The sequence below is a fragment of the Streptomyces sp. SCL15-4 genome (assembly GCF_033366695.1).
Classification (GTDB): Bacteria; Actinomycetota; Actinomycetes; order Streptomycetales; family Streptomycetaceae; genus Streptomyces.
The window spans coordinates 7,320,909-7,342,256 of record NZ_JAOBTQ010000001.1; the positions used below are offsets into that span (position 1 = coordinate 7,320,909).

Consider the following 21,348-nt stretch of genomic DNA (forward strand, 5'->3'; position numbering starts at 1 on the left):
GCACCATCGTCACCCGCGGGACGTCCCGTCGGCCGGCGCGCCGGAGGAGAGCCGGCCGGCGAGCAGCCGGGACGCGGCCGGCCTCCCGCAGGGGTTCACTCGCGGCCCGCGTACTCCGTGCCGCCGAGCGGGTTCCGTCACGTGCCGAGCGCGTCGATCGCGGCCGGGCCGTGGCCGGCCGCCAGCAGGGGCGCGCGGATGTCGGTGTCGAGGTCGGGGAGGTAGCCGAGCAGGACGTCGGCCGGGCCCTCGATCCGCAGCCGGCCCAGCGCGGCGGGCAGCAGCAGGCTCTCGGCCCGGCCCAGCCGCTCCCGGCCTCCGGGGGTGGTCACGGTGACGGGCGCTCCGGCGTTGCTGAGGACCGTCGCGGTGGCGAACGTGTGCACCAGGGGTGCCGCGGTGCCGGCCCGCCACCGCTCCAGCGCGAAGTGGCGTCCGGCGCACAGCACGGTGCGTTCCACCCCGTCGTCCACCGGCACGCTCAGCCCGGAGTGGAAGTCCGGGCGCGGCTCGGGCCGCCACTCCTGAAGGAGCCGTTCGAGGTTGGCGTGCCACTCGTGGTCCGGGACGGGGGCGCCGTCCTCCATCCGGTGGCGCATGGCGTGCTGCTGGATGTCGGAGGTCTGCTCGATCTCGTAGACCAGCGTGCCGGGGCCGAAACTGTGCAGGGTGCCGCCGGGCACGTACAGGGTCTGCCCGGCGCGCACCGGCAGCCGGCGCAGGACGGCGTCGAAGTCCTGGGCCAGCAGCGCCCGGTGCAGCCGGTCGCGGTCGACGCCGCGCCGGACACCGGCCAGGGCGGTGGCCCCGGGGGCCGCTTCCAGGATGTGCCACGCCTCGGTCTTGCCGTTGGGTTCGCCCTCGAGCCGGCGGGCGGTCTCGTCGTCGGCGTGCAGATGGACCGGGAGCGGCCCGGTGGCGTCGATGAACTTCGTCAGCACGGGGAAACGGTCACCGCGCCGGCCGCGTCCGAGCAGGCCCCCGGCGTGCTCCCGCACCAGCGTGCGCAGCCCGACCCCGGCGAGCGGCCCCTCGGTCACCACCGCGCCCTCGCCGTCCACGTCGCTGACCTCCCAGGTCTCGGCGACCGGACCCGGCGGCAGCCCCGCGCGGCCCCACCGTCCGGCGAGGACGTGCCCGCCGAAGACGTGCTGCTTGACCGGCGTCGTCAGGCGCAACGGATACCAGTCCACCGGCTCCCCTTCCGCGCGTCGGCCGGGCGTACTCCGCTGCGGGGTTCCCGCCGGTCCGGACGGCAAACCGGGGCGAAGGTGCGCGGGAGGCCGACGGGGCCCGGTGCGCCGGGACACGGACGCTTCCCGGCCGGCTACGCCTTCCCCGCTCCCGGCGCGGCCGGTACGACACGGGTGCCGGGCGCGGTGGTCCGGCCGGGCAGGGTGAGAAAGGCGGTCAGTCCGGCGCTCGCCAGATACAGCCCGGCGAAGACCCACATCACGCCCTCGACGCCGAGCGGCCCGAGGAAGAGACCGACCACGGCCGGGCCGACGAACGTGCTGGCGCCCGCGCCGAGATTGAGCGCCGACATCGCCTGGCCCTTGTGGTCCGGCGCCAGCGAGGGCATGAGCGCGGACAGCGGCACGTAGCCCGCGAGCGTGGCACCGAAGAGGCCCACGAGCACCACGGCGAGCGGGAAGTCGTCGCCGGCGGCCGAGGTGCCGTAGTAGAGCAGGAGCGTGGTCACCGCGCAGCCCACACCGCCGAACCAGGCGACGGTGCGCTGCCAGCCGATGCGGTCGCCGACGAGGCCGAAGAGCAGGTTGAAGAAGATGTTGGTGGCGAACATCGCCGCCAGCAGCCGCAGCCACTCGGTCAGGGAGAAGCCGAGCGTGTCGGTGAAGAACACCGGCAGGAAGACCAGGAAGCCGAACTGCGCGGCGGTGTTGACGGTGCGTACCACCGCGCCGGCGCCGATGCGCGGCTCGCGCCAGACGATGGAGAGCGAGCCGAGCAGCGTGGCCACCGGACGCTCGCCGGGCGGCGCCAGCCGCTGCCCGCCCGTCGGCTCGCGCACCAGGAGCAGCGCGACCAGACCGCCCGCGACGACCAGCGCCAGCGCGAACCACAGCGTGCGGTAGGTGCCGAGCCACGGCACCGTGAAGCTGGCGACGAGGGAGCCGAGCGTGGGCAGCCCGCCGGTGAACGCGAACCAGAACCAGCCCACGGCCGAGCCCAGCCGGTGCCGGGGCGTCACCGCCGTCACCCACACCAGGAAGCCGTAGGCGAACAGCGGATAGCCGAAGCCGCGCAGGCCGTAGGTGACGACCAGCAGGACGTAGTGGTGCGTGGGAACGGCGAGACCGAGGAAGGCCACCTGGAGCGCGGCCCAGATCCCGAGGCCCAGCAGCATCACCCGGCGCGGCCCCCACAGGTCGGACAGGGCCCCGGAGAACCACGCCGAGACGCTGGCCGTGACGCCGTAGACGGTGAACAGCAGCGCCACGCGGTCCTTGGAGAGGCCCTCGTCCAGCAGATAGGGCGAGAGGAAACCCGATTCGACCCCGTCACCGATCATGAAGATCAGGACACCGAGAAATCCCCAGGAAAGGGCCTTCGGAATGCCGGCGCGGTCCAGGATGTTCCGGGAAGCGTTTTTCCCGGGAGCGGCGGGAGGATTCGGGGGGACGGTCACGGACGCCACCTTCTTGGGGAAAAGGGGGAGAGCGGAGTGCCGTACGGCGTGGCACCGATGAAAGGTCCGCTCGAAGGCGGGGTCAATCCGTCGCGGAGAACACCACGCGGGCCGTGTGAGGGCCGGTGTGAGGTCGGGGAGCGGACGGCCCGGTGACGGCAGTTCCGGCGCAGGTCAGCGGCGCGTGCGTGATCCGGCAGGCCGACGGGTGCCGAGTGAGGTCCGTGTGAACTTCACGTGGCGTCGTGCGGGCCGGGCGGTTCGGGCGCCCGGCCGACCGTGCGGACCCGCACTCCGTTCTCCCGCAGCCACCGGATCTCCGCCGCCGGGGCCGCGTCGTCGACGAGCACCAGGTCGAAGTCGGTGAGCGGAGCGAGCGCGTACAGCCCCTGATGGGTGAACTTGGTGTGGTCGATGATCAGGACGCGGCGCGCGGCGACCGCCATCATCGCCTGCTTGACCTGCACCGTCTCGGGCGACATGTGATAGCAGCGGCCTCCGGTGACCGCCGTGGTGGACATGAACAGCACATCCGCGCGGAACGCCTGCACGCTCCGCGCCGTGTGCGCGCCCATGAACGCGTCGTACGCCGGGAAGTAGGTGCCGCCCAGGGCGATCAGGGCCACGCCGGGCTCGTGGGCCAGCGCGGAGACCACCGGCAGCGAGTTGCTGATCACCGTGACGGGGGTGTGGTCCGGCAGGTGCCGCACCAGGTGCAGACAGGTCGTGGAGTCGTCGATCATCACGACCTGCCCGGGCGCCAGTTCCCCGGCGGCGGCCCGCGCCAGCGACTGCTTCGCCCGCACCATCGTCGTCAGGCGCTCCCCGGTGCTGCCGTGGAACTGCGCCGAGGGCAGACAGCTCGCCCCGCCGCGCACCTTGCGCAGCCAGCCCTGCGCCTGGAGGGCGTCCAGGTCGCGGTGGACGGTCATCACGCTGACCCCGAACTCGGCCGCGAGATCCGCGGTCCGCACGAACCCCCGGTCCGTGACGAGTGCGCGCAGCCGGCCGCGGCGCTCCTCCCGGGCGTCCGTACGGGCGTCCGCACCGGCCATGGCGGCGTCTCCTCACCGGGGCCCGGGCCGCCCGCCGGCGGCGTGAACGCGAAGGGGCTCATGAGAATCCCACACGAACGTAACACGGTGCGGGCGGCCGGCGACCCGGCCGGTGTCCGCGCGAGCGGCGCACCGGCGCGGCCCCGCGCCGAAACCGGCCGGGAATGTCACACGGCGCCCGCGCCCGGCCGCGGGATAAAGCCCGGGGCCGATTGACGGCCGTTCCGAGGCCGCGTTTACCTGTTTTCCGCGAGCCGCACACGGCCGGACCTCCTGGTCCGGCGAACCTGGTCCGTGGGCGCGGCCTTTTGTGAAAGGGCGGGTATTCGCGGTCATGGCGGTTCTCACCATCGACGTCGGAACCTCGGTCATCAAATCCGTCGTGTTCGACGACCAGGGCCGGGAGCTGGCGGTCTCCCGCGTCGGCAGCGAGGTGCTGCGGCCCCGGCCCGGCTGGGCGGAGCAGGACATGGACGCCGTGTGGGACGGCGTCGTGCGCTCCGCGCGCGACGCCCTGTCCCGGCCCCGCTCCGGCCGGGGCCCCGTGCGGCTGGTGAGCTTCACCGCCCAGGGCGACGGCTGCTGGCTGGTGGACGGCGCGGGCCGTCCCACCGGACCGGCGATCCTGTGGTCCGACGGACGCGCCGGCGACCTGCTCACCCGCTGGCAGGCCGACGGCGTCCTCGACCGCGCCTTCCGCCGCAACGGCTCGCTCACGTGCAGCGGCATGCCCAACGCGGTGCTCGGCTGGCTCGCCCGGCACGACCCGGACCGGCTGCGGCGCTCCCGCACCGCGCTGACGGCGGCCGGCTGGCTGTTCCTGAGGTTGACCGGCGTCACCGCCGTGGACGCCTCCGACGCCTCCGCGCCCTTCCTCGACCACACCACCGGCGCCTACGACCCGGCGCTCCTCGACCTGTTCGGCCTGGCCTGGGCCGAGCCGCTGCTGCCGCGCGTCCTCGGCGAACACGAGCGGGTCGCCGCGCTCACCTCCCGCGCCGCCGCCGAACTCGGCCTGCCCGCGGACCTGCCCGTCGTCATGGCCCCCTACGACATCGCCGCCACCGCGCGCGGCGCCGGGGCCGTCGACCCCGGCCAGGCGTGCGCCATCCTCGGCACCACCCTGTGCACCGAGATCGTCACCCGCGAACCCGACACCGGCGGCGAACCGTGCGGCATCAACATCGCCTACGACGGCGAGCGGATCCTGCGCGCCTTCCCCACCCTCGCCGGCACCGAGGTCCTGGACTGGGCCTGCCGCACCCTGGCCGTCGCCGGCCCCGCCCACCTCGGCCGGCTCGCCTTCGGCGGCGAACCCGGCGCGGGCGGACTGGCGTTCCTGCCGTACCTCTCGCCCGCCGGCGAACGCGCCCCCTTCCTCGACCCCCGGGCCCGCGGCGTGTTCTTCGGCCTGTCCCTCGACCACACGCCCGCCCACGTCGCCCGCGCCGTCTTCGAGGGCCTCTCCCTCGTCGTCCGTGACTGCCTCGCCGCCTCCGGGACCGACGTGCGGGAACTGCGCCTGTGCGGCGGCGGATCCGCCAGCGACGGCTGGTGCCGGCTCATCGCGGACGTCACCGGGGTGCCGACGGCCCGCTCCACCGACACCGAACCCGGCGCCAAGGGCGCGTTCCTGACCGGGCTGGTCCGCACCGGGGCGGAGAGCGGTATCCGCGAGGCCGCCGCCAAGTACGTCCGCATGGGCGCGAGGTGGGAACCCGATCCGGCCCGCGCCGCCTTCTACGACGGCCTCCACGACACCTGCCTCACCTGGCGCGCCGCCGCCCGCTCCCTCGGCTGGGCCCCCGCACCCGCACCCGCGTCCGCCGCCGTCCCCGCCCCGGAGCTGCCGCATGTCTGACGCACTGTCCCCCGACGCCGTCCACCTGGGACTCGACCTCGGCACCCAGAGCGCCCGCGCGGTCGCCGTGGACGGCACCGGCCGGCTGCTGGGCGCCGCCTCCCGCCCGCTGACCGGCCACCGCGCCGGCGTACGCCACGAGCAGGACCCCGAGTCGTGGTGGTCCGCGCTCGCCGCCGCCTGCCGCGAGGCGCTCACCGGGACCGACCCGCGCCGGGTACGGGACCTGGCCGTGGACGCCACCTCCGGCACCGTGCTCCTGACCGACCCGGCGGGCGTCCCGCTCACCCCCGGGCTGATGTACGACGACCGCCGGGCCGACGCGTACACCGGCCGCGTCAACACCCTCGGCGCGCCCGTGTGGGACCGGCTCGGCTACCGCGCCATGCAGCCCTCCTGGGCGCTGCCCAAACTGCTGTGGCTGCTGGACCACACGGACCCGCCGGCGGGCGCGCGGCTGCTGCACCAGGCCGACCTGATCACCTGGCGGCTGGCCGGGCACCAGGTCCCGAGCGACACCGGCCACGCCCTGAAGACCGGCTACGACCTGATCGCCGAGCGCTGGCCCGAGGCGGAACTCGACGCCCTCGGCGTCCCGGCCGGGCTGCTGCCCGGCGTCGTACGGCCCGGCACCGTCCTCGGCACCGTGTGCGCCGCCGCGGCCGAGGCCACCGGCATCCCCGCCGGCACGCTGATCACCGCGGGCACGACCGACGGCTGCGCGGCGCAGATCGGCGCCGGCGCGCTCGCCCCCGGCGCCTGGAACTCCGTACTGGGCACCACCCTGGTCCTCAAAGGGGCCAGCCCGCACCTCGTCCGCGACCCCGGCGGCGTGGTCTACTGCCACCGCGGCCCCGGCGGCACCTGGCTGCCCGGCGGCGCCTCCAGCAGCGGCGCCGGCGTCCTCGCCCGGCGCTTTCCCGGCGCCCGTCCCGCCGACCTCGACGCGCTCACCGCACGGGCCGCCGCGACCGGCTCCACCGCCGTCGTCTACCCCCTGGCCGGCCCGGGAGGCGAACGCTTCCCCTTCCGCGCCCCTGACGCCGTCCCCTTCACCCTCGGCGAACCCTCCGGCGAAGCCGAGGAGTTCCACGCCTGCCTGCTCGGCACGGCCCTGGTCGAACGGCTCTGCCTCGACTACCTCGACCACCTCGGCGCCCCCGTCGCCGGCCCGCTCACCTTCACCGGCGGCGGCGCCCGCAACCGCTACTGGACACAGCTGCGCGCCGACGTCCTCGGCCGTCCCGCCCGCCTCCCCGAGCAGACCGAGAGCGCTCTCGGCATGGCGGTGCTCGCCGCCACCGCCTCCGGTGCCACGCTCCAGGACGCCGCCGGCAGCATGGTGCGGCCGGGCGCGGAGGTCCGCCCCGACCCCGACCGCACCGCCCGTCTGCTCCCCGTCTACCTCGATTTCGTGGACGCGCTGGCCCGCCGCGGCTGGCTGCCACCGGCCGTGGCCGGCCACGCGCGCGGAAAGGCCCGGCCGTGACCGACTTCCTGCTCGTACGCCACGGGGAGACCGTGTGGCACGCCGCCAACCGCTACGCCGGCCGCACCGACGTCCCGCTCACCGAGCTGGGCCGCCGGCAGGCCGCCGAACTGGGCGCCTGGGCCGCCGGGCAGCACCTGGACGCCGTACTGTGCTCACCGCTCACCCGGGCCCGGCTCACCGCCGAACCCGCCGCGGCCGCCCTCGGCCTCACCCCGTGGGTGGACGAGCGTCTGTGCGAGGTGGACTTCGGCCGCGGCGACGGACTCACCCGCGCGGAGATGGCGGAGGCGTTCCCCGAGGAACTCGCCGCCTTCCTCACCGACCCGGTCGCCCACCACCTGCCCGGCGGAGAGGACCCCGCCGCCGCGGCCGGCCGCGCGATCGACTGCCTGGAGGAGACCGCGCACAAACTCCCCGACGGCCGCGTCCTCGTCGTGGCCCACTCCACCCTGCTGCGCCTGGTGCTGTGCGCGCTCCTCGGCATCCCCCTCGACCGCTACCGCCGGGTCTTCCCCGTCCTGCGCAACGGCGCGCTCACCGAACTGCGGCTGCGCGACGGCCAGGCCGCGCTGCTCCGCCTCAACGCACCCGTCCGCTGAACCCCCGCCCCCTTCCGGGAGAACCACCGTGCCCACCACCGTCCTCGCCGCCGGCGACCACTTCGTCCTGCCCCACCTGCTGGAACGGGAACTGCGCGCCGCCGCGCCGCCCGGCACCGAGCTGGACGTCCGCCGGCTCTTGCTGCCGTGGCCGCACACGCCGTTCGGCAAGGTCGCCGAGGTCGACGAGGCGTCGGGCGGCGAGGAGGAGATGATCGAGGCGCTGCGCGGTGCCCGGATCTGCCTCACCCAGATGGGCCCGCTCACCGCACGCGTCCTGGCGGCCTGCCCCGACCTGGAGCTGTTCTGCGTCAGCCGGGGCGGGCCGGTCAACGCCGACCTGGAGGCCGCCACCCGGCACGGCGTCGCCGTCTGCCACGCCCCCGGCCGCAACGCCGTCGCCACCGCCGAGCACGCCCTCGCGCTGATCCTCGCCGCCGCCCGCGGCATCGCCGACGTGCACACCGACCTCAAGCGGGGCGTGTGGCGCGGCGACTACTACGACTACACGCGCTGCGGCGTCGAGATCGACGGCTCGGTCGTCGGCCTGGTCGGCTTCGGCGCCATCGGCTCGCGCGTCGCCCGGATCCTGCACGCCATGGGCGCCACGGTCCTCGTCCACGACCCCTATGTGCGGCCGGAGGCGGTGGGGGACATCGCCCGGCTGGTCTCGCTGGACGAACTGCTGAGCCGCTCCCGGATCGTCTCCCTGCACGCCCGCGTGACCGACGAGACCCGCGGCATGATCGACCGGGCCCGGATCGGGGCCATGCCGCGCGGCGCGGTCCTCGTCAACTGCGCCCGCGGCGCCCTGGCCGACTACGACGCGGTGTGCGACGCGCTCGACTCCGGACACCTCGCCGCCGCCGGGTTCGACGTGTTCCCCGTCGAACCGGTACCGGCCGGCTCCCGCCTGCTGTCCACCCCGGGCATCGTCCTCACCCCGCACATCGCCGGCGCCAGCCGCGAGGTCGCCCACAAGGCCGCCCGGATCGTCGCCGCCGAGGCCGCCCGCTTCCTGCGCGGCGAACCGCCGGCCCACTGCGCCAACCCGGAGGCCCTGGCCGGCCGTCACCGCCGGTAGGACACGCTCGGTCCGATGAGGTACCGCTTGGTCACCCGGCCGCCGTACCGCCCGTCGATCAGTGCCGCGACACAGCCGAGCAGCCCGGCGCGGCACCTTGTCGAACAGGTGTTCCTTGCCGCCGAGGCAGGCGTGGATCAGCCGGGCTTCGGCCGGCTTGTCGCCCCCTGTCCGGGCCCGGAGCGGACGGCCCGGGCCGGAGCGCCGGCGGCATGCCGGGGTAGCAGGGGAGTACGGGCCGTACCCCGCGCCACGGCGCCCGTCCCGGCCCGCCGCCGTGGCCGTCTCCGGCCCCGTGCCGCATCGTGGAGGGGGCTGGTGATCTGCAGGGAAGACCGGCTCGCCCGACCCGCGGGGCGAGCCGGCCGCGCCGGCGGTACCGGTGGCGCCGGCCGAGGGAAGGAGCGCGGTTCGATGAGACGAGACACACGGCGTCCGGAGCCGGCCGACCATCTGGCGGGCGCCGCGGCCGACCCCAGCGGACTGCTGGACCTGCTGGGCGTCGCCGCGGTGCTGCTGGAGGCCGACGGCAAGATCGACATGTGGAGCCCCCAGGCCGAGGAACTCTTCGGCTACACCCGCGGCGAGGCGGTCGGACAGTACGCCGCACCGCTGCTCCTCCAGCCCGAACACCAGGACGCGGCGATCACCCTGTTCGCCCGGGTCATGGAGACCGGCCGGCGCTGGGCCGGCGCCTTCCCCGTCCGGCACAAGGACGGCACCATCCGGATGGTCGAGTTCCGCAACGTCCGGCTGACGGACAGCCTCGGGGACCACTACGCCCTCGGGCTGGCCGTCGACCGAGTCGCCCTGCGCCAGATGGAACGCAAACTGGCCCTGTCCAACCGGCTGGTCAGCCAGGCGCCGATCGGGCTGGCCGTCCTGGACACCGACCTGCGCTACCTGGCCGTCAACCCCGCCCTCGCCGCCATGCACGGCGTCGCCGAGGCCGACCACGTCGGCCGCGGATTCCGCGAGATCCTGTCCGACCCGACCTTCGAGGGCGCCGAGGCCCTGATGCGGGGCGTCCTGGAGACCGGCACCCCCCTGGTGGAGCAGCAGGTGGTGGGCCGTACGTCCGCCGACCCCGAGGAGGACCACGCCTGGGCGGTGTCCGTCTACCGGCTGGAGGACCACCGCGGCCGGGTCCTCGGCATCGCCAACGTGGTGGTCGACGTCACCGATCGCTACCGGGCGGCCAAGAAGGCCGACGAGGCCCAGCGGCGGCTGCGCCTGATCGCCGACGGCTCGGCCCGGATCGGCACCACCCTGGAGGTGGAGCGCACCGCGCGGGAACTGGCCGACGTCCTGGTGCCCGGCCTCGCCGACATGGTCGCCGTGGACCTCCTCGACTCGGTCCTGCAGACGGGCCGTACCGACCCGGGCGAGGGCCCCGCGCTGTTCCGCGCCGTGGCGGTGAAGACCGCCTACCCCACCGACGCCGGCCGGGCCATGGTGCCGCCCGGACGGCTCACCACGTACCACGCCGACCACCCCGCGTCGCAGTGCCTCCGCACCCGCCGGCCCCTGCTGATCACCCATGTGCGCGGCGGCGACCACTCCCGCATCGCCGCCGACTCCGAGGCCGCCGACCTGCTCGCCCGGGCCGGCGTCCACACCGACATGGCCGTCCCGCTCATCGCCCGGGAGAAGATCCTCGGCGTCATGGGCCTGGCCCGGGCACGCAACCCGCTGCCGTTCGACGAGGACGACCTCACCCTCGCCTGCGAACTGGCCTCCTCCGCCGCGCTGAGCATCGACAACGCGGTCCTGCACCAGCACATCCGCAGCGCCGCCGAGACCCTCCAGCGCAGCCTCCTGCCGCAGCCCCCGCCCCGCCGCCCCGGCCTGGAGGTCGCCGTCCGCTACCGCCCCGCGCAGGCCCGCGACGAGGTCGGCGGCGACTGGTACGACGTGATCCCGCTCGACGGCGACCGCACCGCCCTGGCCGTGGGCGACGTCATGGGCAGCGGCATCCCGGCCGCCACCACCATGGGCCGGCTGCGCACCGCGACCGCCACCCTCGCCGACCTCGACCTCGAACCGGCCCGCATCCTCACCCACCTCGACAAGATCACCCGCGAGCTGGACCCCTACATCGCCACCTGCCTGTACGCCGTCTACGACCCCCACCACGCCCGGCTGCACATGGCGTCCGCCGGCCATCTGCCCCCGGCCCTGGTGCGCACCGGCGAGCGGCCGCGGCTGCTGGACCTGCCCACCGGCACCCCGCTCGGGGTCGGCGGGGTGCCCTTCGAGACCACCACCGTCGACCTGAGGCCCGGCGACCGCCTCGTGCTGTACACCGACGGGCTGGTGGAGACCCGCGACGACCCCATCGACGAGCGCCTGGAGGCGCTGCTGCGCCTGCTGGAGCCGCCGGACCGGTCCACGGAGGAGACCTGCGACCGGCTGCTGCGCCTGCTGCGGGACCCGGCCGACCACGACGACGTCGCCCTCCTCATCGCCCGCGCGCTGCCCCTCGGGCCCGGCTGAGACCCCGGCCCGGCCGGGTGGGCACGGCCGGGACGGCAAGGACGGCCACGGCGGCGAGGAACCCGCGCGTCGACATGGTGAGGTACGCCGGTTCGTCGGAGCCCGGGTCGCCGGAGTACGCGCGTTGGCCGCCCGGGCCCCGACGCGCCTATCCGGCGGGGTCCAGGACGACCGGGAGTTCCGCCAGGCCGCGGAAGGCCGGGAACGGCACCTCCAGCCACCGTGGCCCGGCGGCCGGGTCGGCCAGGGCCATCCTGGGGAACCGGTCGAACAGCAGCGTCAGGGCCAGCTGGGTCTCCAGCCGGGCCAGCGGTGCGCCCAGGCAGTAGTGGCTGCCGTGCCCGAAGCCCAGATGGGCGTCCTGCGCGTTGCCCGGCCGGGTCACGTTCAGCTCGTCCGGGGAGTCGAACTTCTCCGGGTCGCGGTTGGCCGAGCTGAGCGCGATCTGCACCAGGGCACCCTTGGGGATCAGGGTCCCGCCGTACTCCACGTCCTCGGTCGCGTAGCGGAACGTCGCGGTCTCCACCGAGCCGTCGTAGCGCACCAGTTCCTCGACCGCCGCGCGGATCAGCTCCGGGTTCTCCCGTACGGCGGCCAGCTGCGCGGGCTGCGTCAGCAGATGGTGCACGGCGTTGCCGATCAGGTACGCGGTCGTCTTGTGCCCGGCGAACATCAGCAGGAAGGCGGTGGAGATCAGCTCGTTCTGGGTGAGCGAGCCGTCCTCGCCGTCCCGCACCGCGATGAGCGCGCTCAGCAGGTCGTCACCCGGGCGGTCCCGCTTGGCGGCGATCAGCTCGGTGAAGTACGCGTGCAGCTCCTCCTCCGCCCGCTGCTGGGCCCGCTTGAACTCCTCGCCGAACCCGGTCTGCGCCACCGTGGTGGACAGCCGCTGCATCCTCGACCGGTCCTCGGCCGGCACGCCGAGCAGATCGCAGATCACGATGATCGGCAGCGGGAACGCGAACACCGGCAGCAGGTCGACGGGTTCCCGGGCCGGACACGCGTCGAGCAGCTCGCGGACGACCTCCTCGATGCGCGGCCGCAGCGCCTGCACCCGCCGCGGCGTGAAAGCCGAGTTGACCAGCCTGCGCAGCCGGGTGTGCTTGGGCGCGTCGGAGTTGAGCATGTTGTCGTCCAGCGCGATGGAGGAGTCGCCGAAGATCCTCCGGTAGGCGTCCATCGCCCCGTACATGTCCTTGCTCAGCCGCGGGTCCGACAGCGCGGCCCGGGCGTCCTCGTACCGGGTGATCAGATACGTCTCGTTGCCGTGCGGCGGTCTCACGGCGCAGACCGGCGCCTGCGCGCGCAGCCGGGCGTAGACGGCGTGCGGGTCGCGGCGGAACCCGGGGGTGCAGCGCTCGGCCGCGGCGACGGCCTCCTGCGTGGTGGTCACGGACGGCTCCTGAGGTCGAAGACGGCTTGGGCGTTTCCGCCGAGGATGAGCTGCTGGGACGCCTTGTCGAGCGGAAGCTTCTCGATCATGCGGACGAAGTCCTCCAACGGCGCGGCCATCGGCGGCGAGTCGGTGCCGAACAGCATCCGTTCCGGGCCCAGCACCTCCGCGTTCAGACTCAGATGCGCCGTGCTGAACGGGCTGGTGTCGACGTACATGCGGCGCAGGGCGGCGGCCGGGTCGGGGGACGGGGGGAGGGCGGAGGCGGAGGCCGGGGGAGCGGTGGGTGCTTGGCGCGCGCCGGGCGTATCCGGTGTAGCGGTGGCGCCGCCGGGGGCTCGGGGGGCTCGCGGCCGGCCGGCGGGAGGCGCGCCCCCGGCCCAGTGCCGGGGGCGCGCCGCGGTCTGCAGGCGCTCCGGCAGCAGCGCGATCGCGCCGCCGCCGGTCGCGCCGATCAACCGCAGACCGGGATACTTGTCCAGCCACCCCGCGAACGCGATCATCGCCATGCCCAGGGTGACGTCGCCGAAGCGGCCGATCTGCTCCACGAACCCGGTCTGCCCGACCCGCTCGGTGCCGGCCGGCTCCGCCGGCGCGTGCACCAGGACCGGCACCCCCGCCTCCGCGGCCAGCGCGAAGAACGCGTCGGCACGGGGCGAGCCGAGCAGCTCCCCGTGGACGCTGGAGGTGGTGATCAGGCCCACGAAGGCGGGGTCCGCCAGCGTCTCCCGCACCCCTTCCAGGTGATCGTCGTCCCCGAACGGGTTGGCGTACACGTAACCGCGCAACTGGTCCGGGAACCGGCGGATCAGGCCCGACATCCAGGCGTGGAAGGCGCGCAGCCGGTCACGTGGCTGCGCGTAGTTGTCCACGCCCGGCACCCGCGCCATCGCCCCGGCCCCGACCGGGCTGCCGATGATGGTCAGGTCGATGCCGGCCTCGGCGCGGGCGGCGAGCATGCCGTCCACGTCGGTCAGGCTCGGGGGCATGGGGAAGCGCTGGGCGGCTTCCGGTGGGGACAGGTGCCCGTGGATGTCGATGATCACGTGTCGGTTCCCGGTTTCGGTCTCAGTGCGCGGGTGATCGCGGCACAGTCCTGGTCGCCCAGTCCCTGCTCGGTGGCGCGGACGTGGGTCTCCGCCGCGGCGGTCGCCAGCGGCAGGCTCAGGCCGGCGGCTGCCGCCTGCTTGGTAGCGAGCATGAGGTCTTTCGCCATCAGCCGCAGCCGGAAGTCCGGCTCGTCGAAGCGGCCCGCCGCCAGCCGCCGCGACTTGAACGCCATGACCGGCGAGGCGAAACCGCTGCCCGCGACGGTCTTCAGGACCTGCTGCCGGTCCAGTCCGAAGGCCTCCGCCAGCTCGGTGGCCTCGGCCAGCGCCTGCACCTCGATGCCCATCAGCAGGTTGAGGAGCAGTTTCATCCGCATGCCGGAACCGAGCGCGCCCAGATGGACGACGTCCTTGCCCAGCGCGTCCAGCAGCGGGCGGGCCGCCTCGAAGGCCTCCTCCGTGCCGCCGACGAACAACCGGAGTTCCCCGTCGCGGGCGTGGTCGCGGTTGCCGAGCATGCCCACGTCCAGCGCGGCGGGCAGGTCCCCGGCGATCTGGACGACCTCCTCGGGAGCGACGGTGCTGGCGCACAGCAGCGTGCCCGGGTAGGGGCCGTGGGCCAGCGCGCCGTCCGGTCCGCGCAGTACGGTGCCGAGCGCCTGGCCGTCGGCGACGACGCAGATGGCGGCGCTCGTCCCGGCGACGGCCTCGGCCGGGTGCGCGGCGAGGTGCGCGCCGGCCCGGGCGAGCGGTGCGGCGCGGTCCGGCGTACGGTTCCAGACCCGGACCTGTATGCCCTGGTCGAGCAGGCGGTGGGCCAGTCCGGCGCCCATCGCGCCGAGACCGAGTACGGCGACGGGGCCGTGGGCGGTGCGCGTCACGACGTCACCCCCCTCGTCTCCTTGATGACCCGGTAGCGCAGCGACTGCCGCTGGTCGACGAACTCGCGCAACGGCGCGACCAGCTCGCGGTGTTCCTCGCTCTGCTGCCAGGCGAAGAACCGCTCGGCCGACTGCCACTCGCTGGTGATCACCCACTGACGGGAGTCGTCGGCGGGTCGGCCGAGCCGTTCCACGATGTGACCGGGGGTGCCGGCCACGGACATCCGGAGCTGTTCGTACAGATCCAGGAAGCCCTGCTCGCGGCCCTCGATGACGCGGACCGCGAAGACGACGCCCAGCTTGTCGGCCGTTCGGCCCTGGTGGTTGGTGCCCATGTCTCCTCCTGAGTGAGATCCGGTGGGACACGACACCCACGGACTCATGTCGCCCGTACGGCCGCAACTCCGAACGAGGCGGGGCCCAGTGGGGACAAGGGGTGCACGCTGCGTCATTGGTCGGTTCGGGTGAGTGGGAGCGATGTCCGGGGCCCGGCGGCCGGGGCGTCGGCGGAGGGCGTCGGCCGGGGTGCCGCGGGGGCTCGCCGCGTGACCCTTTCGAGTGTCCGCCGGCCCGGCTCCGGGACCCGGCGGGGCCGCCTCCGGGTGCCGGGCAGGCGGGGCGGGAAAACCGGGTGCGCGTGCGGCACCGGCCGTGTCAGGCTCCGCCGGTGGATCGTGAGGAGATGTCCCGGCGCGCTCACGCGGATCATCCGATAGCCGCGCCGCTCGACGACGACGCGGTGCGCGGGCTGCTGGAGCGGGCCCTGCCGCCCGGCGACGGCCGCGTGCTCGACCTCGGCTGCGGCGGCGGGGAGTGGCTCCTGCGGGCCCTGACCGCGCGTCCGCGCCTGCGCGCCGAGGGCGTCGACCTCTCCGAGCGCGCGCTGGCGGACGCGCGCCGGGCCGCACACCGGCTCGGCGTCCAGGACCGCCTGGTCCTCCACACCGGGGACGCCGCCCGATTCACCGCCCCGGACGCCTTCGACCTCGTACTGTGCGTGGGGGCGACGCACGCGTTCGGCGGCCTGCCGTCCACCCTGGCGGCGGCCCGCCGGCACCTCGCGCCCGGCGGACGCGTCCTGGTCGGGGAGGGGTTCTGGGAGCGCGAGCCGTCGGCCGAGGCCGTCGCCCTGCTCGGCGATCTCGACGACCTGCCGGCCACCCTGGACCGGGTCGTCGCGGACGGCTGGACACCGGTCCACGGACACGTCAGCACACGCCGGGAACTGGACGACTACGAGTGGGCCTGGACGGGCGCGCTGGCCTCCTGGGCGCTGGACCACCCCGGCCACCCGGACAGCCGCGAGGCACTGGAGACGGCCACGGCCCACCGCGACGAGTGGCTGCGCGCCTACCGCGACAGCTTCGGTTTCGTCTGCCTCGTACTGCGACCGGCACCGGACCGAGCGGGGACGGACGGGGCCGCCGCCCGCGACTGACGGGACACCAGGCCGCGGACGGAGGGCGCCGGCCGACACGGCGGTCGGTCCGCTTCGCCAGCCGCCGGTTCGGCGAGCTGCCGCGCGCCCCGCACGAGACGGGGGGCTGCCGTCACCGCGCCGGGCGCCGCACTGAGAAGATCGTTCGCGACCGTGGGCGCACCCGACCCGGAAGGAAGCGACGAGATCATGCGTGTCACCGTGGACCGTGGCCGGACGGAGGCGTCCGGATGACCGGCAGCGCGCGGAGCGACGCGCACGACACCGCCGCACCCGTCCTGCTGCGCACGCGGGGACGGGCCGCGTACCTCACGCTCAACCGGCCCCGGGCCCTCAACGCCCTGAACCACGTCATGGTCCGCCGGATCGACGAGGCCCTGACCGCGTGGGAGCACGACCCGGCCGTGGAGACCGTCGTCCTCACCGGCGCGGGGGAGCGCGGCTTGTGCGCGGGCGGCGACATCCGCGCCGTCCACGACGACGCCCGCGACGGCGACGGCACCGCCTCCGCCGCGTTCTGGCGCGACGAGTACCACCTCAACGCCCGCATCGCCCGCTACCCCAAGCCCTACGTCGCCGTGATGGACGGCATCGTGATGGGCGGCGGGGTCGGCGTCTCCGCGCACGGCGCTGTCCGTGTCGTCACCGAACGCTCGCGGATCGCCATGCCCGAGACCGGCATCGGTTTCGTCCCCGACGTCGGCGGCACCCATCTGCTCGGCCGCGCCCCCGGCGAACTGGGCACCCACCTCGCGCTGACGGGCGCCCAGATCGGCGCCGGGGACGCACTGCTGTGCGGGCTCGCCGACCACTACATCCCGTCCGAGGCCCTCGGCTCCTTCGTGGCCGACCTCGCCGCCCGGCCCGTGACCGACGCCGTGGCCCGCCACGAACGGCCCGCGCCCCAGGGGCTGTTGGCCGGCCGGCGGGACTGGATCGACGACTGCTACGCCGCCGGCACGGTCGAGGAGATCGTCGGGCGGCTGTCCGCCCACGGCGGTCCGGAGGCGAAGGAGGCGGCCGAGACCCTGCTCGCCAAGTCGCCCACCTCGCTCAAGGTCACCCTGGCCGCCATCCGCCGCGCCCGGCGCCTCGGCTCGCTGGAGCGGGTCCTCGACCAGGAGTACCGCGTCTCCTGCGCCGCCCTGAGCAGCCCCGACCTGGTCGAGGGCATCCGGGCTCAGATCATCGACAAGGACCGCGCGCCGCGCTGGTCCCCGGCGAGCCTCGCCGAGGTCGGCGACACCGCCGTGGAACGCTTCTTCGCCCCGCTCGGCGACCGCGAACTGGGACTCGGCGGGGACGGAGCCGTACCGGACCCGCGCTGAGCCGCCATGACCCGAGAACGCGCGCCGGACGGTGGACCAGGCCACGCGGAGCCGTCCGCGCCGCCCGGGTCACGCCGGCGGACGAGGGCGGCCCCGCGAGACGGTCCGCCACCGCCGCTCCGCCACGCCCGCGAGGGACAGCCGGCCGAAGAGGACACCCACGCCCGCACCCCGCACCCCGCCACCGGGAACTCCGGTGGTGGGGCCACCGTCCTCCCCAACCGGTGGCGGAAGCCCGCGTGTTGCGCGTGCCGCCCGGCGTCCGCCGGCGTTGTACCGGGTGTACGACGCTCCGCACCCGCCGAACGGCACCGCCCCGGAAGGACCCTCACGCACGTGATCCACAAGCCCCTCGGCGCACACCTGGTCACCTCCCGCGCCTTCGGTCCCGGGCGGGTGACGCCGTGACCCGCGTCTGGCTGCCGCCCGAGGAGTACGCCGAGCAGCTCATGAAGGCGACCGGGTTCGCCTGCGTGCACTTCACCGACGAGCAGGACCGGCCCGTCCAGCTGCACGCCCCGTACAGTCCCGCGCACCCGTGGCAGATGGCCGGCGGCACGATGGAACCCGGCGAGCGGCCGTGGGAGACGGCCGTGCGGGAGTGCCGTGAGGAGACCGGCATCACGGTCACCGGCCCGCCCCGGCTGCTGGCCGCGGTCTACGGCCTGCCCGGCGACGAGTGGCCGTACAGCAGCATGGGCCTGGTCTTCGACGGGGGCCGCCTCGGCGAGGCGGAGATCCGGGGCATCACCCTCGACCCGGACGAGCACGACGAGGTGCGCGTGCTGTCCCTGGCCGAGTGGCGTCCGTTGATGCCGGACCGGGACTTCGCCCGGCTGGCGGCCGTGGCCCAGGCGCGCCGTACCGGTGTGGCCGGGTACTTCGACACCTGGGACTGGGAGGAGAGGTGAGGAGCGGCCCGGTCCCGGAACGGAGGCCGGCCGGGCCTGGCCTCCGGTCCGGATCGTCAGCTCGTGGTCAGGGCGCGGCGGAGGAGGGGCAGCAGGCGGTCCCAGTGAAGCCGCAGTGCGGCGGGGTCGAAGGCATCGGTGTCGGCCATGGTGAAGCCGTGGACGGTGCCCGGGTAGATCTCGGAGGTGTAGCCGACACCCGCCGCGTCCAGGGCCTGGTTCAGCTCGCCGAGGGCCTCGGGCGTCAAGTCGCTCTCGGCGTGGCCGAAGTGGACCTCGGCGGTGAGCCCGGAAAGGCCGTCGGGTCCGTCGGCTCCCACCGGGCCGTGGAACGCGGCGAGGGCCGCCACCCGGCCGGGGTGGGCCGCGGCGGTGCGCGTCGCCAGCAGGCCGCCGATGCAGTAGCCGGTCACCGCGACCGGTCCGGCGCCGACCTCGGGCTGAGCGGTGAGGAACCCGAGGTAGGCGTCGGCGTCGCTCAGGGCACGTTCTGTGGTGTGCGCCTCGATCATGGGCATCAGCTGGGCGAAGACCGCGGGCCGGACCTCTTCTCCGATGTGCCCGGGAAGTTCGATCACCGGTGCCGGGCCGTGCCGGTAGAAGAGGTTGGGGACGAGCACGTAGTACCCGTGCCCGGCCAGTTCGCGGGCCATCTCCCGCAGGACGGGCCGGATTCCGAAGCCGTCCGGGTACATCAGTACTCCCGGGTGCCGTCCGCCATCCTCGGGGAAAGCGGCGAACGCGTCGGCCCGGCCGTCGGCGGTGGGAATCCGCAGCGTCTTGGTGGGCATGAACTCTCCTGTCGTGGTTGATGTGTCGAGCCTGTGATCAACACGACGGAGGCGGAGCCCGCGCGGCGGCGCGGGATCTCCGGTCCAACAGCGGGCCGGCATCGGCCCGTACGGCGCTCAGAGGAGCACCGGGTCACCGATCCGTGTGTGGCGCGATGCCGTCCCGGTAGTCATGGCTCCACAACCTAGCCCACCGGACGAAGCCGATGCCAGCCGCCGTCACGGCCTAGATGAGCCGGGCCGTGGGGCTGTTCCGCATCGCTGCCGACGCCGTGCACGGACCTCGGGTCGCGTACGACGGACTCCCGCTGACCGGGAGGGACCTGCCGGAGCCGGAGAGCGACGTCGTCGCGTATGCCGAGGCGATGGACTGATCCTGAGCCCTGAGCCCTGAGCCCTGAGCGCCGGGCCCGTCCCGTTCTCAGAGGGACACCCGTGCCCTTCTGCCGGCGGCAGAACACCGGCCGGACCGGGCTCGGCGATCACTACAGTCCAGTCCCATGACGACGATTACGACGCGCACGGTCGAGTACCCGGCCGACGGTTTGACGATGACCGGGCACCTCGCGCTCCCTGCCGGTGTCGACCGCCGGCCGGCGGTGCTGCTCGGACCGGAGGGCATGGGGCTCAGCGACGTCGAGCGCCGCCGGGCCGACGCTCTCGCCGAACTCGGATACGTAGCGCTGGCCTTCGACCTGCACGGCGGGCGCTATCTCGGTGACCCCGAGGAGATGCTGGCCCGTTGCCTGCCGCTGCTCGACGATCCCGACCGGATGCGGGGCATCGGCCACGCGGCGCTCGACGTGTTGCGCGCCGAACCGCGGACCGACCCCGACCGGATCGCCGCCATCGGCTACGGCACCGGGGGCGCCATCGCGCTGGAACTCGGGCGGGACGGCGTCGACCTGCGCGCGATCGGGACAGTCAACGCGACCACCACGGGCCGGCCGGGCGAGGCGGCGCGCATTCGCTGCCCGGTGTGGGCCGGGGTCGGCTCGGAAGACCCGATCATGCCGCCCGGGCAACGGGACGCGTTCACCGCCGAGATGCAGGCCGCGGGCGTCGACTGGCGCCTCGCGGTCTACGGCGGCGCCCTGCACGCCTTCCACCACCCGCCGGTCGACCACCCCACGGTGCCCGGCGTCGGCTACCACCCACGGCACGCGCGGCGAGCCTGGCGCGACGTCGTCGGCCTGCTCGCCGAGTGCCTGCCCGTGACGGAGGCCCTGGAGGCATGACCCGGGCGAACACGCCGGCGCCAGGCCTGGCCGGCGTCGCACACCGGCCGACGGCCCGGCCCGCGGGCATCCGGCGGTTCAGCCGCCGACGAGGGCGGTGAAGCGGTCGGCGTCGATGTTGCCGCCGGAGGCGATGACACCGATCCGGCGCGGGAGGGCGCCGACGCGTCCGGCCAGCAGCGCGGCCAGCGGTGTGGCGCCGCTCGGCTCCAGGACGATCTTCAGGCGTTCGAAGGCGAACCGCATCGCGGTGACGATCTCCGTGTCACTGACCAGGGCGATCGAGTCGACCAGGCGCTGGTTGACGGGGAAGGTGAGTTCGCCGGGGGTGGGCAGTGCCTGCCCGTCGGCGATGGTGCGGGGCACCGGGACGGTGACGCGCGCACCGGCCTCCAGGGAGCGCCTGGTGTCGTCGCTTCCCTCCGGTTCGACGCCGACGACCCGGATGCCGGGGTGCAGCGCGGTGGCGGCGGTGGCGCTGCCGGCGATGAGGCCGCCGCCGCCCACCGGCACCACCAGGGCGTCCAACGGGCCGGTCTCCTCCAGCAGTTCCAGTGCGGCGGTGCCCTGGCCGGCGATCACGTGCGGATGGTCGTAGGGCGGGATCAGGGTCAGACCGCGGTCCTCGGCCAGGGCGTGGCCGAGCGCGACGCGGTCCTCGGTGTAGCGGTCGTAGGTGACGATCTCCGCTCCGTACCCGGCGGTCGCCTCCCGCTTGGAGCGGGGCGCGTCCTCGGGCATCAGGATGACGGCGCGCGTGCCCAGTTCGCGGGCGGCCAGCGCGGTGGCCTGGGCGTGGTTGCCGGAGGAGTAGGCGGCGATGCCCTTCGCCAGCTGCTCCGGAGACAGTTGGGCGGCGGCGTTGTAGGCGCCGCGGAACTTGAAGGCACCGATCCGCTGGAAGTTCTCCGCCTTGATGAACACCTCGGCGCCGACCAGGGAGTTCAGGGTGCGGGAGGTGAGGACGGGCGTGCGGTGCGCGATGCCCCGGAGGCGGGCGGCGGCCTCGCGGACGTCGGCGAACGTGACGGACGGTGCGGTGGGCATGGGCGGGTCCTTCGGGCGACGGGACGGGTCGGGAA

19 protein-coding genes and 1 pseudogene are annotated in these 21,348 nt (G+C 74.7%); 10 read left to right on the forward strand and 10 right to left on the reverse strand.

The window, feature by feature from the left end; translation table 11 throughout:
• Window positions 1-137: 137 nt before the first annotated feature.
• The 3 genes from SCK26_RS33020 to SCK26_RS33030 all read right to left on the reverse strand — a co-directional run bounded on the left by SCK26_RS33020 (window position 138) and on the right by SCK26_RS33030 (window position 3,705).
• Window positions 138-1,193, reverse strand: coding sequence for a mannose-6-phosphate isomerase (locus SCK26_RS33020; protein WP_318205016.1), 1,056 nt, complete (start codon window positions 1,191-1,193; stop codon window positions 138-140).
• 134 nt (window positions 1,194-1,327) lie between these two features.
• Complete coding sequence (locus SCK26_RS33025; RefSeq protein ID WP_318205017.1) at window positions 1,328-2,659, reverse strand: MFS transporter; 1,332 nt, start codon at window positions 2,657-2,659, stop codon at window positions 1,328-1,330.
• Between the two features lie 224 nt (window positions 2,660-2,883).
• Entirely contained in the window at window positions 2,884-3,705 is an 822-nt protein-coding gene (locus tag SCK26_RS33030) for a DeoR/GlpR family DNA-binding transcription regulator (RefSeq protein ID WP_318205018.1), read from the reverse strand.
• A gap of 334 nt (window positions 3,706-4,039) precedes the next feature.
• On the opposite strand from SCK26_RS33030, the gene SCK26_RS33035 reads away from it, so the two are divergent.
• Genes SCK26_RS33035 through SCK26_RS33050 form a run of 4 tightly spaced genes read left to right on the forward strand, consistent with a single transcriptional unit; the run spans window position 4,040 to window position 8,741 of the window.
• Window positions 4,040-5,566 (forward strand): FGGY-family carbohydrate kinase, encoded by a 1,527-nt coding sequence (locus SCK26_RS33035; RefSeq protein WP_318205019.1) that lies wholly within the window; start codon window positions 4,040-4,042, stop codon window positions 5,564-5,566.
• On the forward strand, window positions 5,559-7,055 hold the full coding sequence (locus tag SCK26_RS33040; RefSeq protein ID WP_318205020.1) for an FGGY-family carbohydrate kinase: 1,497 nt from the start codon (window positions 5,559-5,561) through the stop codon (window positions 7,053-7,055). The genes SCK26_RS33035 and SCK26_RS33040 overlap by 8 nt, the downstream gene beginning before the upstream one ends.
• Complete coding sequence (locus SCK26_RS33045) at window positions 7,052-7,657, forward strand: histidine phosphatase family protein (RefSeq protein ID WP_318205021.1); 606 nt, start codon at window positions 7,052-7,054, stop codon at window positions 7,655-7,657. Before SCK26_RS33040 ends, SCK26_RS33045 begins: the two co-directional genes overlap by 4 nt.
• 28 nt (window positions 7,658-7,685) lie before the next feature.
• Window positions 7,686-8,741: a 2-hydroxyacid dehydrogenase gene (locus SCK26_RS33050; protein WP_318205022.1), complete on the forward strand. Its 1,056-nt coding sequence runs from the start codon at window positions 7,686-7,688 to the stop codon at window positions 8,739-8,741.
• Here the strand turns inward: SCK26_RS33050 and SCK26_RS33055 are convergent.
• Window positions 8,729-8,833, reverse strand: a pseudogene (locus SCK26_RS33055) (SAM-dependent methyltransferase); the annotation flags it as partial. The gene SCK26_RS33050 and the pseudogene SCK26_RS33055 overlap by 13 nt on opposite strands.
• Window positions 8,834-9,155: 322 nt before the next feature.
• On the opposite strand from SCK26_RS33055, the gene SCK26_RS33060 reads away from it, so the two are divergent.
• A complete protein-coding gene (locus SCK26_RS33060; protein ID WP_318205023.1) occupies window positions 9,156-11,237 on the forward strand; it encodes a SpoIIE family protein phosphatase in 2,082 nt (693 codons plus the stop codon).
• Between the two features lie 148 nt (window positions 11,238-11,385).
• On the opposite strand, the gene SCK26_RS33065 is transcribed toward SCK26_RS33060, so the two are convergent.
• The 4 genes from SCK26_RS33065 to SCK26_RS33080 are packed head-to-tail and all read right to left on the reverse strand — an operon-like array spanning window position 11,386 to window position 14,895.
• Window positions 11,386-12,630: a cytochrome P450 gene (locus SCK26_RS33065; protein WP_318205024.1), complete on the reverse strand. Its 1,245-nt coding sequence runs from the start codon at window positions 12,628-12,630 to the stop codon at window positions 11,386-11,388.
• Window positions 12,627-13,676: an amidohydrolase family protein gene (locus SCK26_RS33070; protein ID WP_318205025.1), complete on the reverse strand. Its 1,050-nt coding sequence runs from the start codon at window positions 13,674-13,676 to the stop codon at window positions 12,627-12,629. Before SCK26_RS33070 ends, SCK26_RS33065 begins: the two co-directional genes overlap by 4 nt.
• Entirely contained in the window at window positions 13,673-14,560 is an 888-nt protein-coding gene (locus tag SCK26_RS33075) for an NAD(P)-dependent oxidoreductase (protein ID WP_318205026.1), read from the reverse strand. Before SCK26_RS33075 ends, SCK26_RS33070 begins: the two co-directional genes overlap by 4 nt.
• Window positions 14,557-14,895, reverse strand: coding sequence for an antibiotic biosynthesis monooxygenase family protein (locus SCK26_RS33080; protein ID WP_318205027.1), 339 nt, complete (start codon window positions 14,893-14,895; stop codon window positions 14,557-14,559). The genes SCK26_RS33075 and SCK26_RS33080 overlap by 4 nt, the downstream gene beginning before the upstream one ends.
• Window positions 14,896-15,227: 332 nt before the next feature.
• On the opposite strand from SCK26_RS33080, the gene SCK26_RS33085 reads away from it, so the two are divergent.
• From SCK26_RS33085 to SCK26_RS33095, 3 genes are all read left to right on the forward strand, one after another.
• Window positions 15,228-15,998: a class I SAM-dependent methyltransferase gene (locus tag SCK26_RS33085; RefSeq protein WP_318205028.1), complete on the forward strand. Its 771-nt coding sequence runs from the start codon at window positions 15,228-15,230 to the stop codon at window positions 15,996-15,998.
• A 230-nt stretch (window positions 15,999-16,228) separates the two neighbouring features.
• Window positions 16,229-17,326: an enoyl-CoA hydratase/isomerase family protein gene (locus SCK26_RS33090; protein ID WP_318205029.1), complete on the forward strand. Its 1,098-nt coding sequence runs from the start codon at window positions 16,229-16,231 to the stop codon at window positions 17,324-17,326.
• A gap of 404 nt (window positions 17,327-17,730) precedes the next feature.
• Entirely contained in the window at window positions 17,731-18,237 is a 507-nt protein-coding gene (locus tag SCK26_RS33095; protein ID WP_318205030.1) for an NUDIX hydrolase, read from the forward strand.
• A gap of 56 nt (window positions 18,238-18,293) precedes the next feature.
• On the opposite strand, the gene SCK26_RS33100 is transcribed toward SCK26_RS33095, so the two are convergent.
• Window positions 18,294-19,028 carry a dienelactone hydrolase family protein gene (locus SCK26_RS33100; protein WP_318205031.1) on the reverse strand — a complete coding sequence of 245 codons (735 nt, stop codon included), beginning with the start codon at window positions 19,026-19,028 and terminating at the stop codon, window positions 18,294-18,296.
• 230 nt (window positions 19,029-19,258) lie between these two features.
• Between SCK26_RS33100 and SCK26_RS33105 the strand changes: the two genes are divergently transcribed.
• Both SCK26_RS33105 and SCK26_RS33110 read left to right on the forward strand, forming a co-directional pair.
• Window positions 19,259-19,402, forward strand: coding sequence for a hypothetical protein (locus tag SCK26_RS33105; RefSeq protein WP_318205032.1), 144 nt, complete (start codon window positions 19,259-19,261; stop codon window positions 19,400-19,402).
• Between the two features lie 126 nt (window positions 19,403-19,528).
• Window positions 19,529-20,266 carry a dienelactone hydrolase family protein gene (locus tag SCK26_RS33110; protein ID WP_318205033.1) on the forward strand — a complete coding sequence of 246 codons (738 nt, stop codon included), beginning with the start codon at window positions 19,529-19,531 and terminating at the stop codon, window positions 20,264-20,266.
• A 78-nt stretch (window positions 20,267-20,344) separates the two neighbouring features.
• Here SCK26_RS33110 and SCK26_RS33115 read toward each other — a convergent pair whose 3' ends face one another.
• Window positions 20,345-21,313, reverse strand: a complete 969-nt coding sequence (locus tag SCK26_RS33115; protein ID WP_318205034.1) for a threo-3-hydroxy-L-aspartate ammonia-lyase — start codon at window positions 21,311-21,313, stop codon at window positions 20,345-20,347.
• Window positions 21,314-21,348 lie beyond the last annotated feature (35 nt).

Bases quoted from the DNA above. Each gene is read 5' to 3' on its own strand.
- SCK26_RS33040 (WP_318205020.1), top strand. From the start codon at position 5,559: ATGTCTGACGCACTGTCCCCCGACGCCGTCCACCTGGGACTCGACCTC.
- SCK26_RS33115 (WP_318205034.1), bottom strand. From the start codon at position 21,313: ATGCCCACCGCACCGTCCGTCACGTTCGCCGACGTCCGCGAGGCCGCC.
- SCK26_RS33110 (WP_318205033.1), top strand. From the start codon at position 19,529: ATGACGACGATTACGACGCGCACGGTCGAGTACCCGGCCGACGGTTTG.
- SCK26_RS33100 (WP_318205031.1), bottom strand. From the start codon at position 19,028: ATGCCCACCAAGACGCTGCGGATTCCCACCGCCGACGGCCGGGCCGAC.
- SCK26_RS33030 (WP_318205018.1), bottom strand. From the start codon at position 3,705: ATGGCCGGTGCGGACGCCCGTACGGACGCCCGGGAGGAGCGCCGCGGC.
- SCK26_RS33105 (WP_318205032.1), top strand. From the start codon at position 19,259: ATGAGCCGGGCCGTGGGGCTGTTCCGCATCGCTGCCGACGCCGTGCAC.
- SCK26_RS33035 (WP_318205019.1), top strand. From the start codon at position 4,040: ATGGCGGTTCTCACCATCGACGTCGGAACCTCGGTCATCAAATCCGTC.
- SCK26_RS33060 (WP_318205023.1), top strand. From the start codon at position 9,156: ATGAGACGAGACACACGGCGTCCGGAGCCGGCCGACCATCTGGCGGGC.
- SCK26_RS33090 (WP_318205029.1), top strand. From the start codon at position 16,229: ATGACCGGCAGCGCGCGGAGCGACGCGCACGACACCGCCGCACCCGTC.
- SCK26_RS33080 (WP_318205027.1), bottom strand. From the start codon at position 14,895: ATGGGCACCAACCACCAGGGCCGAACGGCCGACAAGCTGGGCGTCGTC.